The sequence below is a fragment of the Rubrobacter aplysinae genome (genome assembly GCF_001029505.1).
GTDB classification, from domain to species: domain Bacteria; phylum Actinomycetota; class Rubrobacteria; order Rubrobacterales; family Rubrobacteraceae; genus Rubrobacter_A; species Rubrobacter_A aplysinae.
The window spans coordinates 13,367-29,612 of the sequence record NZ_LEKH01000022.1; the positions used below are offsets into that span (position 1 = coordinate 13,367).

At 65.8% G+C, this 16,246-nt stretch carries 14 protein-coding genes and 1 pseudogene; 5 read left to right on the forward strand and 10 right to left on the reverse strand.

Going from position 1 to position 16,246, the window contains the following annotated elements; all coding sequences use genetic code 11:
* Positions 1–8: 8 nt before the first annotated feature.
* The 4 genes from ABD53_RS14585 to ABD53_RS14600 all read right to left on the reverse strand — a co-directional run bounded on the left by ABD53_RS14585 (position 9) and on the right by ABD53_RS14600 (position 4,461).
* Entirely contained in the window at positions 9–1,244 is a 1,236-nt protein-coding gene (locus tag ABD53_RS14585; RefSeq protein ID WP_047866557.1) for a potassium channel family protein, read from the reverse strand.
* 32 nt (positions 1,245–1,276) lie between these two features.
* Entirely contained in the window at positions 1,277–2,626 is a 1,350-nt protein-coding gene (locus ABD53_RS14590; RefSeq protein ID WP_160309710.1) for a magnesium transporter, read from the reverse strand.
* A gap of 188 nt (positions 2,627–2,814) precedes the next feature.
* Positions 2,815–3,591, reverse strand: a complete 777-nt coding sequence (locus ABD53_RS14595; protein WP_047866559.1) for a Gmad2 immunoglobulin-like domain-containing protein — start codon at positions 3,589–3,591, stop codon at positions 2,815–2,817.
* Between the two features lie 201 nt (positions 3,592–3,792).
* The gene (locus ABD53_RS14600; RefSeq protein WP_053058135.1) at positions 3,793–4,461 is read right to left on the reverse strand and encodes a TetR/AcrR family transcriptional regulator; all 669 of its coding nucleotides are present in this window, start codon (positions 4,459–4,461) and stop codon (positions 3,793–3,795) included.
* Between the two features lie 329 nt (positions 4,462–4,790).
* On the opposite strand from ABD53_RS14600, the gene wrbA reads away from it, so the two are divergent.
* From wrbA to ABD53_RS14620, 4 genes are all read left to right on the forward strand, one after another.
* Positions 4,791–5,474 (forward strand): NAD(P)H:quinone oxidoreductase, encoded by a 684-nt coding sequence (gene wrbA / locus ABD53_RS14605; RefSeq protein ID WP_047866560.1) that lies wholly within the window; start codon positions 4,791–4,793, stop codon positions 5,472–5,474.
* A 253-nt stretch (positions 5,475–5,727) separates the two neighbouring features.
* Complete coding sequence (locus tag ABD53_RS14610; RefSeq protein ID WP_047866561.1) at positions 5,728–6,582, forward strand: aldo/keto reductase; 855 nt, start codon at positions 5,728–5,730, stop codon at positions 6,580–6,582.
* Positions 6,583–6,745: 163 nt separating this feature from the next.
* Positions 6,746–7,804, forward strand: a complete 1,059-nt coding sequence (locus tag ABD53_RS14615; RefSeq protein ID WP_047866562.1) for an aldo/keto reductase — start codon at positions 6,746–6,748, stop codon at positions 7,802–7,804.
* Between the two features lie 5 nt (positions 7,805–7,809).
* Entirely contained in the window at positions 7,810–8,829 is a 1,020-nt protein-coding gene (locus ABD53_RS14620; RefSeq protein WP_047866563.1) for an iron-containing alcohol dehydrogenase, read from the forward strand.
* Positions 8,830–8,908: 79 nt separating this feature from the next.
* Here ABD53_RS14620 and ABD53_RS14625 read toward each other — a convergent pair whose 3' ends face one another.
* The 5 genes from ABD53_RS14625 to ABD53_RS14645 all read right to left on the reverse strand — a co-directional run bounded on the left by ABD53_RS14625 (position 8,909) and on the right by ABD53_RS14645 (position 13,420).
* On the reverse strand, positions 8,909–9,511 hold the full coding sequence (locus ABD53_RS14625; RefSeq protein WP_235401674.1) for a DNA integrity scanning protein DisA nucleotide-binding domain protein: 603 nt from the start codon (positions 9,509–9,511) through the stop codon (positions 8,909–8,911).
* Between the two features lie 10 nt (positions 9,512–9,521).
* Positions 9,522–10,184 carry an alpha/beta hydrolase gene (locus tag ABD53_RS14630; RefSeq protein WP_047866589.1) on the reverse strand — a complete coding sequence of 221 codons (663 nt, stop codon included), beginning with the start codon at positions 10,182–10,184 and terminating at the stop codon, positions 9,522–9,524.
* A gap of 42 nt (positions 10,185–10,226) precedes the next feature.
* Positions 10,227–11,213 (reverse strand): ring-cleaving dioxygenase, encoded by a 987-nt coding sequence (locus ABD53_RS14635; protein WP_047866564.1) that lies wholly within the window; start codon positions 11,211–11,213, stop codon positions 10,227–10,229.
* Positions 11,214–11,259: 46 nt separating this feature from the next.
* A complete protein-coding gene (locus ABD53_RS14640; RefSeq protein ID WP_047866565.1) occupies positions 11,260–11,676 on the reverse strand; it encodes a PPOX class F420-dependent oxidoreductase in 417 nt (138 codons plus the stop codon).
* Positions 11,677–11,743: 67 nt separating this feature from the next.
* Positions 11,744–13,420: a hypothetical protein gene (locus tag ABD53_RS14645; RefSeq protein WP_047866566.1), complete on the reverse strand. Its 1,677-nt coding sequence runs from the start codon at positions 13,418–13,420 to the stop codon at positions 11,744–11,746.
* A 462-nt stretch (positions 13,421–13,882) separates the two neighbouring features.
* Here ABD53_RS14645 and ABD53_RS16235 point away from each other — a divergent pair, with 462 nt between their 5' ends.
* Complete coding sequence (locus tag ABD53_RS16235) at positions 13,883–15,172, forward strand: S8 family peptidase (protein ID WP_053058136.1); 1,290 nt, start codon at positions 13,883–13,885, stop codon at positions 15,170–15,172.
* Between the two features lie 92 nt (positions 15,173–15,264).
* Here ABD53_RS16235 and selD read toward each other — a convergent pair.
* Positions 15,265–16,242: pseudogene (gene selD / locus ABD53_RS14655) on the reverse strand (selenide, water dikinase SelD); the annotation flags it as partial.
* Positions 16,243–16,246: the final 4 nt, after the last annotated feature.

Sequence of the window (16,246 nt, forward strand, 5' to 3'; positions counted from 1 at the left end):
CCCGGGGATTACTCGCCTAGCTCCTCGATCTCCTCCAGCGCGCCGAACAGCTCGGCGAAGGGCTCCAGGCCCTCGGGCGCGCCGCTCGCCAGCAGCGAGTCGCCTTCGCGCAGCCGGTAGGAGTCTCGCGGGCGGTAGGTCCAGCGTCCGCCGCGGTTCACGGCTAGCGCGTACATTCCGGTCTCGGTCTCCAGCTTCAGCTCGCCCAGGGTCCGGCCGTCCGCCGGGGATTCCGCCACGACGGTCAGCTTCAAGACCACCTCGTCGGACTCGCCGACGGCGGCGGAAAGCACCGGGTGGACCTCCTCGCCTTTCTCCACGATCCACACCATCTCCTGGGCGCAGTCCGCGATCGTCTCGGAGGCGGTCGCCAGGTGCAGGATGCCGCGCAGGCGCGAGGGGCTTTCCATGTGGCGGGCGGCGAGTAGCACCCAGCGTTCGGTGCGGTAACGCATCCCGTCCATCTCGTCCTCGATGGCGACGACCTCGCGGGCGAGCCCGGCGTCGTAGTACAGGAGCGCGGAGTACGCGAGTCCGACGGCGACCTCCGAGAGGTTCTTCATCTCTATCAGGAGGTCCACCGCCCGTTCGAGCTCCGAGAGCGACTCCGTGGCCCCGACGCCCTCGTCTTCGGAGACCAAGCGTTCCAGCGGCGGCGCGCCGGCGAGGTCCCGCACGCCCTCTATCCCCTCTGAGGCGCCCTGGAGGAAGATCACATCCCCCTCGCGCAGCACGTCGTCGGGCTCGGGGTCGAAGTTCCACTCGACGTCGGAGCGGATGGCTATGGGGCGCATGCCGCTCTCCACCGGAAGGTCGAGGTCCCCGAGCGAGCGCCCGTCCATCTGGCTCTCGGGGTAGACCCTGACACGGGAGGTGACCTCCTCGGCCTCGGGGAGATCCTGCAGCAGCTCTGACGGGATGCCGAGCTTCTTGACTACTATCTTGGCGATGTCGTAGGCGGCGTTGCCGATCTTCTCTATGTCCGTAACGACCTGGAGTATCCCGGCCATCTGTCCGGCGTCCGCCGGGCTGCGGGCAGCGAGCACGGCGAGACTGCGCATGTCGAAGACGAGGTCGTTTAGGCGCTCTTCGAGGCGGAATACTTCCTCGGAGAAGTCCTCGGAGTTGTAGAAGATTGCGGCGTAGGCCAGGTCCACCATCAGCTCGGAGGTGTTCTTGGCCTCGGCGAGCATCTCCTTGAGGTTGCGGGGTTTCTGGGACTTCTGGGATTTATCTTCTCGCATGGCTCTAGTGTCTCCTGAGTTTACTAAGCGTCCTAACCGGCGAGTCCGAAGACCGACAGGGCAATTATAAGGCTAGCAAAGCCGAACAGGTCCACCGCGGCCGTGATGATCGGTATTCCGTAGGTGTCGGGGTCCATCCCGAGCCGGAAGCTGGTGACCGAGCCGTAGTAGGCGGCGAGGATGGCGGCGGTCGTCGCTATCAGCCCGGCGAGGGCGCTGATCCCGACCATGGTGAAGAATCCGGGGCTCATGCTCCCGGCTTCCAGCCCGAGCGCCGACAGCGTGCCCGGCCCGAGCAGTGCCCCGAGACCGACCGCCAGAAAATGCGCCGCCCCCCCGATAAACAGGAACACCCCGATGGCGAAGGTGTAGATCAGGCCAAAGTCCGACACCGCCCCGAGCTGGGGCAGGCTCCTGGGCTCCAGGAGCCCCACGTGTACCTTGGAGGAGAGCCGGCTGGCGAGTATGCCGCCGAGCGCCCCGCCCTCCTGCAGGAAGGCCGGGAAGAGTATGAGCATCGCCGGGAACGCCGCGAACTGCTCCAGCCGCGCCTCCAGGGCGACGCCGACGATTATTATGACTGTCCCGTTCAGGGCGAGTATGGGCAGGCTCTCCCGCAAGATACGTACGAGACCGGCGGCCCCTCGCGCCAATCCGACCGCCACGGCGGCCGCGGCGGCCACCAGCAGCGCGACCGCGAGGCTGCCGGAGAACACGGGTATGCCGATGAGGTAGGTTGCCAGAACCAGCGCGGGCAGGGTGAGGATGTCGCCCGCGGCGGTCAGCATGGGGGCGGCGATGTTGTCCAGGTCCCAGCCCCGGCGCACCGAGAGCCGGGCGACGAGCACGGTTATCCCCACGAGAAATATTCCGGCCACGACGCCGCCGACGGTCGAGATCACGACGTAGTCGAGGGTCGAGAGCTCCGTAGGTACCCCGAGCAGCCCGGCGAAGGCGCGGGCGAGTATCGCGAGGAACACGCCGGTGACCAGCGAGAGCACGGCGGCGGCCTGGACGTTCTCCGCCAGCGGCCCGCGCCGGAAGTCCACCCGGAAAAGGCCCGTGTGGATGGCGGTCGAGAGACGGCTGCCCATCGCGCCGAAGATCGCACCTCGCATCGCTATCGCCGCCGGTATGAGGATGGCGAGCCCGACGAGCTCCTCCAGGGTGCCCGTGATCCCGGCCAGCGCCAGACCGGCGACGAGCTCGCCGACCGAGGAGATGAAGAGGGCGGCGAAGCCCTGCCGCAGTGACTCCTTCTCCCGGCCCAGATACCCGAGCAGCTTCGGCACGAGGTGGGGCCGCCCGAGGCGTAGCCGCTGCCACCGCCGAACCTGGCTCTCCTGCGTCTCTTGACGCTCCTGTCTTTCCGTTTCAGACACGGAGAGTTGTATAGCTGGTGATGGGGGAGTTGTAAAGCGTCGGGCGGCCGCCCCGAGGATCGCCGGAGAATAACCGCGGGTAATCGGAGATAACCAGAGACGGTTACGAGGATAGTCCCGCCGGCGCATCGGGTCGCGCCGGCGGGACTATGGAGGTCACGCTTTTTGTCTGGCCGGAGCCGCTAGGTCTACTGGAAGTACAGCGGGACGGCGGCGCCGTCGAACGAGCCGTCTCTGGCAGAGAGGCTGCCCACCTCTAGCGTTCCCCTCTCGCCTTTCAGGGTGGCGGGGTAGTCGGGACGGAAGCTGTACGCGCCCCAGGTGGAGGTCCAGTCGGCGGTTGTGTAGCGGCCCTGCTCGACGATCTGACCCGAGGAGTCCTTTATCCTCCACACGCCGGAGGCCTCGAACGGCCTGCCGTAGCCGTGCACGAGGAAACCGGGCCCGACGGCGCTGCCGGCTCTCGGGGCCATTACGGTGGTCCCGTTCGCCTGAGTCGGGCTCGGGAGGAGCTGCACGGCTCCCGGCGTCGCGTCCACGACGATCCTGCCCGGGTCGTCGAGCGAGAACACGTTTACGGAGCGGGCCGCATCCGTGAGGAAAAAGTCCACGTATAGCCAACCGGCGTTCTGGCGCACGACGCGGTAGTGGGAGAACGCGCGTCCCAGCCCCTGTCCGCCGGTTAGCGCGGTGGCCCGGGTCTCGGGCAGCCTGACCCGGATGACGGTGTCGCCGTCACGGTACCTGTAAGAGAACCTCGGCGGCTCGCCGGTGGGGGAGGCGTCGAAGTCCAGCACCGCCCTCGCGTAGGTTATGTGGTCTCCGAAGCGCACGTCGGTGACGCCGCCGGCGGTCCTGGCCTCGGCGGTTTTGGTCAGGGGCTGTATCGCAATCGCCGCCGCCGAGGCCGCAAGCACCATCGCGGCGAGCGTGGCGAGTAGTGGGATCCGGGTATACCTCTGCATAGCTCCTCCTCCTGGTTTTTAAGATTGCTTACGATTACCTACAACCAGGATGCTAACGGACCGGTTTTACGGAAGGGTTGCGAAGGAGATACGCTGGTGTAAAGAGCCGGTAAGAGTTCGGTAACAGTCTGACCGGCGTCTAAACGGCGGCTAGATCTTTCCGGGCTCTTCCCGGTTATTCGGTTCTTATGTAGCCTTTATCTAGCTTTTGCGGGGCACCAGAGAGGCGAGACCGGCGTTTATGCGCCCGGGTGAGAGCCCGAGGTCCAGGCGCTGATGATGGTAGAGCTCCACGTCGAGCGGGGCCAGGAGGGCGGTCGCCAGGTACTCGACGTCGAGCCCGGGGTCCACGTCACCCTGGCGTACGGCCTCGCGGAGCAGGCCCAGGACGGTCCAGCGGCGCCAGTCGTAGGCCGGGTGTGAGAGCCTTTCGGAGGGGGAGAGAGAGGTGTGCGCGCCATAGAGCAGCTCCAGGTTGTCCTCCATGAAGCCGATCAGGGCCCCGAAGAAAAGCTCCAGCCGTCCCAGAGGACCCGCGCCGCTGGCCGCCAGCTCACGCATTATCTCTTCCTGAAAAGACCTCGTGGGCTCGTCCAGCAGGGCCTGACACAGCAGTCCCTTGTTCGGATAACGCCGGTATAGCGTACCCTTGCCGACCCCGGCGCGGGCCGAGATCTCCTCCATCGTTACCCTGGAGACACCGCTCTCCTCAAAGAGCTCCCGCGCCGCCTGGAGCACCCGCCGCCGGTTGCGGGCCGCGTCCCGGCGCTCGGCCCCGGCGGGCGCGGGATGCCCCCCGTGATCCAGAGTCCAACCGGTGCCCGAGCCCCGCTCGTTGACACCCCCGCTTCCAACTCTTCCAATGGACATAGAGGAGAGCCCCCTGCCTCCGGGCCGCCTCCGAGCCCCGAAAGCGCCCGGAGGTGTGAGCGTACCTTGACACCCCGAGTCTAACGCGATAGCTTCTTCGTGAAAAGTGGACTGGCGTCCGTTTAAATTCGGACTCTCAGAGGCACTCCAGGTTGTTGCACCCGTCCAGGAAGGTAAGCGAATGGTGGTTCGCGGGTGATTCACAGATGATTCGCAGGTTGCTCGGTCTCGGCGCAGAGTCGGGAGAGCAGGAGGGTTCGGAGCCGGAAACACGGTCGGTGCAGTCAGAGCGTTCAGAGCAGTTAGAGCGGTTAGATGAGAGGAGAGACATGAGCACCAGGGTACTTATAGCCTACTATTCGACATACGGTCACGTGCATCAGATGGCGGACGCCGTCGAGGAGGGTGCGAGCCGGGTCTCGGGCGCGGAGGTCCGGGTGCGCCGGTTCCCGGAGACGCCGGCGGCCGCGGAGGCCATGGCCTCCGACGAGAACTACCAGAGCGCGCAGCGGGCCCAGGAGGGGCATCCGGAGGTCACCCATGACGACCTGCGCTGGGCCGACGGCATCATCTGGGGTACTCCCACCCGCTACGGCAACATGGCGGCCCAGATGAAGCAGTTCCTGGATACCACGGGCTCGCTGTGGCAGAACGGCGAGCTGGAGGACAAGGCGACCGGCGTCTTCACCAGTACCGCGACCATTCACGGCGGCCAGGAGACCACCATCCTGACGAGCCTGGTGCCGCTGATACATCTCGGTATGGTCTTCGTCGGCACGCCCTACGGCCAGAACCCGCACATCCTGACCACCGAGGGTGTGGGCGGCTCGCCGTACGGACCCTCGACCATCGCGGATGGCGACGGCTCGCGCCAGCCCGTGGAGGACGAGTTTCTTACCGCCCGCAACCTGGGCGAGCGGGTGGCCCACGTCTCGTGTCACATGTCCGAGGTGCGGGCGAGCAGGTCTCAGGGCCAGCAGCCCAACGCCCCCGTCTACACCGAGAATAACTAGAGGCTCTTCTCAGAGGCTCTTCGCAAGAGGTTGTATTAGAGGCCCGGTCGTAAACCGGGCCTCTCTCGTAACTTCGCCGCCACTGGGGCCGGGTGCGACCGTGTACCCGGACTGCCGGGCCCGTCTCGGGAGGCGGGGTGTAGAGGACCTTGCCCGCGAAGTTTCGGTGGTCGTCCCACCAGGGTATTTACGTAGCCGTGCCCGATCCGAAGGGTGCAAACAACCCATTATTAGAGGAGTTTAGAGGAGTCCTATGACTGTTAATAGAGTGCCGAGCATCACACTCAACGACGGTAATACCATTCCGCAGCTCGGTTTCGGGGTCTTCCAGGTCGAGCCGCAGGATACCGCGAAGGCGGTAAGCGAGGCCCTTGAGAACGGCTACCGGCACATCGATACCGCCGAGATGTACGGCAACGAGAAGGAGGTCGGCGAGGCGATACGGAATTCCGGTCTCGACCGCGGCGACCTCTTCGTCACCAGCAAGCTAAACAACGGCTTTCACGAGCCAGAGGATGCTCGCGCGGCGTTCGAGGAGACGCTCGCGGATCTCGGAATGGACTACGTGGATCTCTTTCTTATCCACTGGCCGTTGCCGACGCGCTACGGTGGCGACTACGTATCCACCTGGAAGACGCTGGAAGAGTTTCAGCGCGAGGGCCGCGCCCGTTCGATCGGGGTGTCGAACTTTCAGCCCGATCACCTGGACAGGCTGGCCGCCGAGACCGACACGACCCCGGCGGTGAACCAGATCGAGTCTCACCCCTACTTCACGAACGACGCGGTAAGAGACTACTGCCGGGAGCGGGGAATCGCCGTCGAGGCCTGGTCGCCGATTGCCCAGGGCGGGGTGCTAGAGGACTCCACCATCTCCGGCATCGCCGACAGGGTAGGCAAGACCCCGGCACAGGTCGTGCTGCGGTGGCACATACAGCGCGGCAACATCGTCTTCCCGAAGTCCACGACGCCCTCGCGCATAGAGCAGAACTTCGACCTTTTCGACTTCGAGCTGGAGTCCGGCGACCTGGAGGCCATCCTCGCCCTCGACCAGGGCGAGGATGGCCGCACCGGCCCGCATCCTGACACGTTCGACTACGTTCCGGGATAATCCGTACAACGTCTCGTCTTGCGGACGGCCCCGGTAACCGGCAGGCGCCGTTGCCGTGGCGGACGTCGAGCGCGGCAGCGGTCCGCGTAGCGGGTTCTCCCATGCGCGGGCCGTCCCGCCACGCTAGACTCACGGCGGCCCGGACACGACGCGAGGAGGTCTCATGCAATATCGTAGACTAGGAAGATCCGGCCTGTACGTCTCCGCGCTCACGCTGGGCACGATGACCTTCGGCGGCAAGAGCGGCTTCGAGAAGGTCGGTTCCACCGGCGTCTCCGAGGCGAAGCGTCAGGTGGAGATGTGCCTCGACGCCGGGGTGAACCTCTTCGACACCGCCGACATCTACTCGGGCGGGGAGTCCGAGGAGATACTCGGCGAGGCCGTCGAGGGTCGTCGCGACGAGCTATTGATTGCGACCAAGGCCCGCTTCCCGATGGGGAGTGGACCGAACGACGCCGGGCTCTCGCGCCATCATCTCATACGGGAGTGCGAGGCCAGCCTGCGCCGGCTCGGGACGGATCACATAGACCTGTACCAGGTACACCAGTGGGACGGACAGACGCCGCTCGAGGAGACGCTCGAGGCGCTAGATACCCTGGTACGGGACGGCAAGGTGCGCTATATCGGGGCCTCGAACTACTCGGGCTGGCAGCTAATGAAGGCGCTCGGGGAGTCCGAGAGGCGCGGCTACCAGCGGTACGTGAGCCAGCAGATCCACTACACCTTGCAGGCTCGGGAGGCCGAGTACGAGCTGTTGCCCATCGCCGTGGACCAGGAGTGCTCCATACTCGTGTGGAGCCCGCTGGCCGGAGGGCTGCTATCCGGGAAGTATCGCCGCGACCAGGAGACTCCCGAGGGCCGGCAGCTAGAGGGCTGGGACGAGCCGCCCGTCCACGACACCGAGCGGCTCTACGACATCGTGGACGTGCTGGTCGAGATCTCCGAGAACCGCGGCGTGCCCGCGTCGCAGATCTCACTCGCCTGGCTGCTTGGGCGGCCCGGCGTCGCCTCGGTAATAGTCGGGGCGCGCAACGAGGATCAGCTCGCCGACAACCTCAAGGTCGCCGACCTCGAGCTCGCGGACGACGAGCGCCGCCGGCTGGACGAGGTGAGCGCGCCGCAGCTCATCTACCCGCACTGGCACCAGCTGAAGACCGCCTCCGACCGTTTCGGCCCCGCCGAGGAGCCGCTGTTCGAGCGGCATCTCGAAAGCAGTAACTAGGCCTCATGCGGGGCACCCACCGCTCGTTGCGCACGGACCGGGTCCACTTCGGGCCCGGCAGTCTCGACGAGCTCGCCACCGAAGCCGGAGAGTACGAGCGGGTATTCATCGTCACCGGCCGCACGCTGGACGAGGAGACGGATCTCGTCCGCCGGGTAGAGGAACTACTCGCAGACAAGCACGCGGGAACCTTCGCCGCGATGGGCGAGCACACCCCCGGCAGCGCCGTCGAACGGGTTGCGGAGGAGGCCCGGGGCTGCGGACTGCTCGTGAGCGTCGGCGGTGGCAGCGTCATAGACGGCACGAAGGCAGCCGCCGCGCGGCTCGGATACCCGGCGCACGTGGCGGTGCCGACCACGCTATCCGGCGCGGAGTGGGCCGAGAGAGTCGGCGTGACCGACGAGGCTGCCGGAAAGAAGTCCGGATTCATTGACGAGCGGGCGGTGCCGCCGGTCGTGATCCTGGACCCGGAAGCAACACGATTTACACCGGAGAAGCTGTGGCTCTCGACCGGCATCCGGGCTCTGGATCATGCGGTGGAAGGCTTTATCTGGGGCGGGCCGCACCCGGTCACGGACGTCACCGGTCTCGAAGGGGCAAGGCGGCTCGTGGAGCATCTGCCCCTTAGCAAAATGAGACCTGGTGACGAGGAGATCCGGTTAGAGCTACAGCTCGCGGCCTGGCTCGCCTACTTCGCGCCGCTCAACACCCCGATGGGCCTCTCGCACGGCCTCGGACGCAGGATCGGGGCCAGCTACAGCGTGCCCCACGGCTACACCTCTTGCATCACCCTGGCCCCAACCGTCTCCGTGGCAAAGCGAGGGATGCCGGAGGACCGCTGGGAGACGCTGGGAGAAGCCCTCGGCGGCGAGCCAGACGAGAGGATAGCCGCGCTAATAGAGGAGCTCGGCCTGCCGTCCACGCTCTCCGATGTGGGCGTGCCCGAGAGGGATATAGACCCTATCGCCGCCGAGTTCGGCGACTCTAGCGGAGAGGCGCGGGAGGTTTTACACCAGGCCCTCTAGCGTTCCGTTAGCGGAGCGCGCCACCCATGATACCCGGATCCGCTCCGTATGAGCGAGGGGTGTGTGGCTGCCTATAGCCCTATTCGTCCACGCTCACGACGGTTACCTCGTCGTGGGCCTGGGTGCTCGTCGGCTTGCCAGAGAGGTGGGAGCTGTAGCGGCCCCACATCCACAGCTCGGGTGTTATCTCGGAGACCAGCTCGCCGTCGTCGAAGAGCCTGACCATAGAGCTCTCGGAGACGACCACCGCGACCGCCCCGGTCCTGCTGGAGACCGAGGCGGCGGCCATGTGGCGGCTGCCGAGTCCGAGCGGGACGTTCAGGTTGTCGGAGGTGGTGTCTATGTACCTGGCCGCCGAGAGCACGGTCCCGGCGTCGGAGACCACGAAGGCTCCGTCGAGCTGGGCGAGCTCTTTTAGGGTCTCGCGCACGTCGGGGTCGGCTATGTGTTTGACGTCGTCCGGGTGGCCGGCGAGGGGGTCCAGGATCAGGGGCTTCGAGCTGCCGATAACACTCTCCGAATCGCCGACGACGAAGAGCGTGCCGATCTTACGCCCCTCCCGGCCTTCGCGGGCCACCTCGACGGCCAGCACTATCGTCTGCTCCAGCACCCCGGGGTCCACGCCGCGCCTGCCGGTGCAGACGTCCTTGAATATGTCACCCGTCATGTCGCCGGACTCCATGAAGCCTCCGTTATCCTTCTCTAGTATCTTCCGTATCGTACATGCGTGCGACGACGCTGGCCAACCACTCGCGGGCCTCTTCTACCTCCGGTGCGGTCAGTCCGTGGCCGGCCCGCCGCCAGCGTTGATCCACCTCCGCGCCGGCCTCGGTGAGCATCCCGCCGAGCCGCTCCGCGTGGTCCGTGGGGATCATCTGGTCCGCCGTGGCCGAGGCTATGAAGACCGGGGTTCCGGCGAGATCCGGGGCCGGCTCGGGCTCGAAGGGCACCATCGCGCGCAGCAGCACCGCCGCCCGTAGCATCCCCGGAAACGAGAGCATCAGGCTGCCCGCTATGTTGGCCCCGTTTGAGTAGCCGACCGCGACGATCTTCTTCTGGTCGAAACCGTAATGTTCTGAGGACCTCTCTACGAACTCCGCGAGCTCCCGGGTCCGCGCGTGCAAATCCTCCACGTCGAACACGCCTTCTGCCATACGCCGGAAGAAGCGCGGCGCGCCGCCTTCTAGCACTTTGCCCCGGGGGCTCAGTATGGCCGCGCCGGGCAGGAGCCGTTGCCCTAGCGGGATGAGGTCATTCTCGTCGGCCCCGGTGCCGTGCAGCACCAGCAGGGTGACCTTGGCCCCATCCTCACCCGGTACGAAGCGGTGCGTGAAGCCCGGCTCTTCCGCGCTCATCTTATCGCTCATCTCGCGTTCATTTCTTCGTTCATTCCTTGTTTATCCGTTTCTTACCTCCGCCGGGGTCTCTAGCGCGGGGAGGTGGCTCTGGAGCTCTGCCCGGCGCGGCTCGTGCTGGGGCGGCAGCTTGAGGTTCGTGCCGAGTTCGGAAAGGTTCTCGTCCGTGGCGAAGCCGGGCGGGTCGGTCGCGATCTCGAATAGCACCCCGCCGGGCTCGCGGAAGTAGATCGCCTTGAAGTACTGTCGGTCTATTACCGGGGTGACGCCGTAGCCGAGCGCGGCCAGCTCTTCGCGGAGCTCGCGGTGGCCCTCCTCGTCCGGCACGCGGAAGGCGACGTGATGCACTGTGCCGACGCCCATGCTACCGGTGGGCTCTCGCGGGTCCTCCAAGATGTCCACCCTGTTACCCGGCCCCCCGTCACCGGCCTCCAGGCGGGTCCGGCCATCGTCCTCCCCGGTCTCCCGGAAGCCAAGCACGTCCGTTAGCACGGATATAGTGCGCCCGCCGTCGCGCTCGGAGAGCGTGACGCCGTCGAAGGAGGAGATCGCATACTCCTCGGGCACCGGAGAGTCTTCCCAGACCTCCCCGCCGACCGCCGGGCCGCCGTCGCCCGCGCCGCCTCTGCTCGCGACCAGCTCCAGCTTGAAGCCGTCGGGGTCCTGGATCTCCAGCACCGGGCTGCCGAAGCGGGTGCCTGGGCTGTTGGTATCCACGCCGCGCTCCGCGAAGCGGTTTTCCCAGTAGTCCAGGGAGCCCTCCGGCACGGCGAACGAGGTGACCGTGAGCTGTCCGTGGCCCCTCTTTCCCAGCGGTGCACCGGGCGAGGCCCACGGGAAGAACGTCATTATGGTGCCCGGGTTACCGGCGGCGTCGCCGTAGTAGAGGTGGTAGGTCGTCGGGTCGTCGAAGTTGACGGTCTTCTTGACCAGCCTCAGCCCCAGCACCCCCTCGTAGAAGTCCAGGTTGCGCTGCGGGTTCCCGGCGATGGCTGTTACGTGGTGTAGACCTTGCGGCCTCTGTGTCATGCTACTCATGCTCCTCCAGTGTCTCCAGCGGTGAGAAAAGCTCCGGCTAGCCCATGTGGGTGGCGTGCTCGGGTACGACGTAGAGGACTATCCGCTCGTCTCCGGGCTGATGGTAGGGATACTCGTCCGCGTCCATGTACTTCTTCGCCATCTTGTTTATAAAGGCGTTATCCGGGTCCTCCTCGACCTCGACGAGCTTGCCCCGCAGCTCCAGGTACCGGTAGGGGTTGTCCGGGTCTATGATCGAGACCGCGATCCTCGGGTCGCGCTGCAGGTTCACGTACTTCTGGCGGGTCTTGGTCTGGCTGAACTTGAAACGCTCCCCGTCCCACTCGAACCATACGGGGTTGTTCTGCGGCTCGCCGTGGGGCCCGATGGTCGCGATGTTCGCGAACGCCACCTTCTCCAGAATGTCGGCGTATTTCCCGGGGATGACCGTCCCGCCGCTCTGCTCCGTAGCCACGATACTCCTCTCTAACCTCTCCGACGCCTGTCCTCTCCCGCTCCCGGGGGATCTAAGGGAGTCAAAATCAGAGACAGAGTTTACCGCGAGCCTCCGGACCCGGATGACCGTGGGTCAGCCCATCCGTGGGGCATGATCCGTATCCGGGCTCTCGGGGGGCGGGAGCCTTTTCGGTGGCCGTGTCGCGTTTGAACATGGAGAGGCGCTGGCCGCTTTCCAGGGTGATGCTCACGCGGCGGTAGTCCTCCTGGAACTCCGGGGAGCGTGCGATCTCCCGGACGCTCACGAACTTGTAGGGGGGATTCACGCCGCCGGCGAGCATTATGTAGTCCGGCTTTCGCGAGAGCACGTACTCCCCGTCGCCCGCCTGGTGGCCCGGCAGAAACTCCGGCTCCTTTTGCCCGTGACGCGCTATGTGCCCGTCGTTGAGGCCGAGCATGTCTATGATGGTGAGGTCCGTGTAGTATCCCAGCACGCCCACGCCGTTGGCGGCGACGACGGCCTCGGGGTCGTGCTCCCGGAACCAGGCGACCACCTCCTTGCGATCCGTCTTGTCCTCCTGCCACTGCGCCTTCTTGGCCTCCTCGAGCTCGAACTGCTGCGGCAGGTGGGCGACGAACGGAAACACGAGAGCCGCCGCCAGCACGCCCGCGACTATCCTCCGCCGCCCCGCGAAAGGCATGTTATCCGGCCCCCAGAAGGCCAGGAGCCGGGCGAACCCGGCGGCCGCCACAGCCAGGGTCACGGGCAGCAGGGGTACGATCAGCCGGTAGAACGGCATGTAGTCTCCCCCGACGTACACGACGTACGCGCACCACACGGGGGCCACGGCCAGCACGGCCACGGAACGGACTAGAAGACGCCGGTCGAGGGCCGCGCCTGCGAGCGCCACGAGCCACGCGATCACGAACCAGTTGCCCTGCGCCGCGTCCATCAGATAGTCGAGCCCCCATCTCTCGGCGTTCTCCAGTCCGCCCGCCTTGGCGTAGGCCGTGTTCGGCAGGAGCGAGCCATAGTAGTACAGCCGCCACAGGGTAAAGGACAGGATAACGGCCGCGCCGGGCAGCCCGGCTATCAGGAGCCGTTGCAGCCTCTGTACGGTTGAGGCGTTTTTCGGGATCATGGCGCACCCCGCCACCCCGAATGCGAGCGCGAGCGCGCCTTCGGGGCGTGTGATCGCCGCCAGCCCGAGGAGCGCGCTCCCGAGCACGGGGCCCTCCAGAGGTCCTTCCCGGGACAAAAGATACAGCCCGCCCGTGAGCAGCAGCGCGAAGAGTCCCGTCTCCAGTCCCGATGCGGAGTAGAACGCGAAGCCCGGGGCGAGACATAGCAGTACCGGAGCCACGGTCGCGCCCAACAGGGTGGCGGGGCGCGCCGACGACACCGCGGAGATCTCCCGGTAGCCCCACAGAAACACCAGGAGCACGGTAAGCGCGCCGAAGAGCACGCCGAGAAACAGGGACACCTCCGGCAGGGAGACGCCGCTCACCCGGGAAGCGCCCGCGAGCAACAGGGTCCACAGGAGGTTCGTGATCCCCTCTACCCTCTCTCCGTCCGGGTTGAAGGTCAGCCCGTTGCCGCTGAGGAGGTTGCTGGCATAACGGAAGGAGATGAAGGCGTCCTCGTAGATTATGGATACGGCCCTGGCCCGGTACACGAACAGGAGCCCCAGGGCCGCGACGCCGAGCCCCGCCATGCCGGCGAAGAGCGCCCGAGCCTCCCGGGAGGATTTTGCCCCGATCATCGCATTGATCTCGTCAAGTAAGTGAAACCTCTTCCGTGTACGAGCGGATCAAAGCCCTCCTTACGGCTAGAACCCGGCGTGCTCCTTCTAAGACCTGCTCAACTTACCCACAAACCCGTACTCTCTACCCAGGGGCCCAGGACGAGCTCCACCCGAACCCGCCCCAAGCTACCCTGGGGCCGGACGAAAGGTCTCGCGGAGGCCGGTAACGGGTAGACCGGATGTGGGCAGTGCTCGACCTGCGCGGCTTTTGGGAGGGCTCGCGCAAGGCTTTTCGCCCCGGGGGGCGCCGTGCGCGGGTGCTGGCGTCGGGCGGGTTACTCGAGAAGGTGATGCTTGCTGGGAAATGTGGCAAACTTTACTATGAGAGAACCAAGTCGGTCGGGGTGAGTGTCGGGGAAGAGGCATACCGGACCGTACGCTACCGGAGGGGGAAACATAGTGGCTGTCGGGTATAGGGCTTTGGTCCTGCTAGCATCTATGGTCTTTGCGGCCTCAGTGGTCGTAGTGGGTGTCATACATCCCGCCTGGGGAGCGAGCAAGAACGGGGGAGGCCCGGACGCCAGTCAGGACACAGCCAAGCCCGAGCCGGCCCCCGGCAACGATAACGCGGAGCGGGAGACGGTCAAAGGCCCGGACGGGAAGCCGGTGCAGGCGGGTAGCCTGCTGGTGAGCTACGAAGCCGGCGTATCCAGGGCCCGCCAGAACGCTAACGCCAGGGGCATAGGCGGCGAAGTCTCAGAACGAGTAAAGACCGCGAACCTGGCCATACTGAAGCTCCCCGAACGAGCCAACCTCGGAAAAGCCAAGAAGGGCCTTGAGAAGAGGCCGGGCGTCGAGAGCGTGGAGTATGACTACAAGGTCAAGGCGGCCAACACGAACGTAAACGACTACTTCTACCGGCAGGGCAAGCAGTACGAGTTGTCCGGGCATCTCAGATTTTCGAGGGCGTGGGACAGGGCGCGGGGCTACGACAGGGCTCGCGGTCACCCCGTGCACGCTGCCGTTCTGGACTCGGGCTGTAACAAGGTCCGGGATCTCAAGCGACAAATCATTCGGGATTACGACTTTTTCAACGGAGACCCCTACGCCTACGACGACTCCGGCCACGGTACGCGGGTGGCCTCTATCCTCGGGGCCCGGACCAACGACCGTGGCGGCATGGCTAGTGGGGCGTGGCGCACGAAGATACTCTGTGGCAAGGTGTCGAACCAGAACGACTTCGCCTACTACTCCACGCTGGTCAGGGGCATGAAGTGGGCCCGCAACAAAAACGCGAGAGTGGTGAACATGAGCTTCGAGAGCTACAATTACTCGAAGGCGCTCTGCGACACGGCGAAAAGCCTCTACAGGTCCGGTACGCTCGTGGTAGCGGCGGCCGGTAACTCTGGAGGTTACGAGAGAGCCGTCTACCCCGCGGCCTGCCCGGGTGCTCTCGGTGTCTCTGCCGTTAACATCTATGACAAACGCACCAGTTTCTCAAGCTACGGTCCGTACGTGGATCTCGCCGCCACCGGTAGGAATGTTATGACTCTCAGGAGAAACGGGACGTACAGGTATGCCAACGGTACTAGCTTCGCCTCGCCCCTGGTTGCTTCCGCTGCGGCCCTGAGCATGGGCAAGTTCGACTTCAATGCTAAGCAGGTCTCGTACAGGCTGAGGAGCCGGGCCCGGGACATCGGGCCCCAGGGTAGGGATAACTACTACGGGCATGGCGTGGTAAACGCGGCCACGGCGGTGCAGCCTTACTAAAGGAGGTACACGCATAATCAGAGCCCCCGTGGAAACGAACTCCAACGGGGGCTCTATCGTCTTGGCTCGGGAAGCGGCGGGTCTCCGGGGGGTTAGGAGGTTACCGTGACGCCACTCCCGGTAGTGACCTCTCCTATGACTGTGGCGAGATCGCCGCTGGCCCGCAGGGCGTCCAGTAGCGGCGGCAGGCTGCTCTGTGGGGCCGAGATCAGGAGCCCCCCGCTGGTCTGGGTGTCGAAGAGGGGGAGCAACTCCTCCTCGGAGACGCCGTCGGCCCGTACGGAGCCCGAGAGGTGCTCCCGGTTATCCTTGAGGCCACCGGGGTAGACGCCTTCGGCGGCGAGCCTCTTCGCCCGCTCCAGGATCGGGGTCTCCGATAGCCTCAGTACCGCCCCCGCCGAGCTGGCGTCGAGCATCTCCGAGAGGTGGCCGAGCAGACCGTAGCCGGTCACGTCGGTGGCGGCGGAGACCCCGGCGCTTTGCATGGCTTCTGCGGCGGATCGGTTGAGGCGTGCGGCCCACTCCACGGCCTCCTCTATCTCGGCGTCGGAGACGAGCTCGCGCTTGAGCGCGGTCGTGAGTATCCCGATGCCCAGGGGCTTGGTGAGGACCAGGGCGTCGCCCTCGGCGGCCCCGGCGTTTCTTACCACCCGGTCGGTCTCGACGAAGCCGGTCACGGAGAGGCCGTACTTGGGCTCGTCGTCCTTTACGGAGTGCCCGCCGAGTAGCCGGGCGCCGGCCTCATCTATCTTGGAGCGGCCGCCTTCTAAGATCTCGCCGAGCACCGAGAGATCCAGCGAAGCCGGGAAGCCGACCAGGTTCATCGCCGTCAATGCCTCGCCGCCCATCGCGTAGATGTCGGAGAGGGCATTGGCGGCAGCGATCTGGCCGAAACGGTACGGGTCGTCGACTATCGGGGTGAAGAAGTCGGCGGACTGGAGCAAAAGACCTCCGCCAAACGGTATGAAGCCCGCGTCGTCACGGGTCCCCATGCCGCTTACCGAGCCGTCATCCCGAACCGGGTCGCTTATTCCTTCCAGAACGTCCTCCAGGGCCCCTGGAGAAAACTTGGAC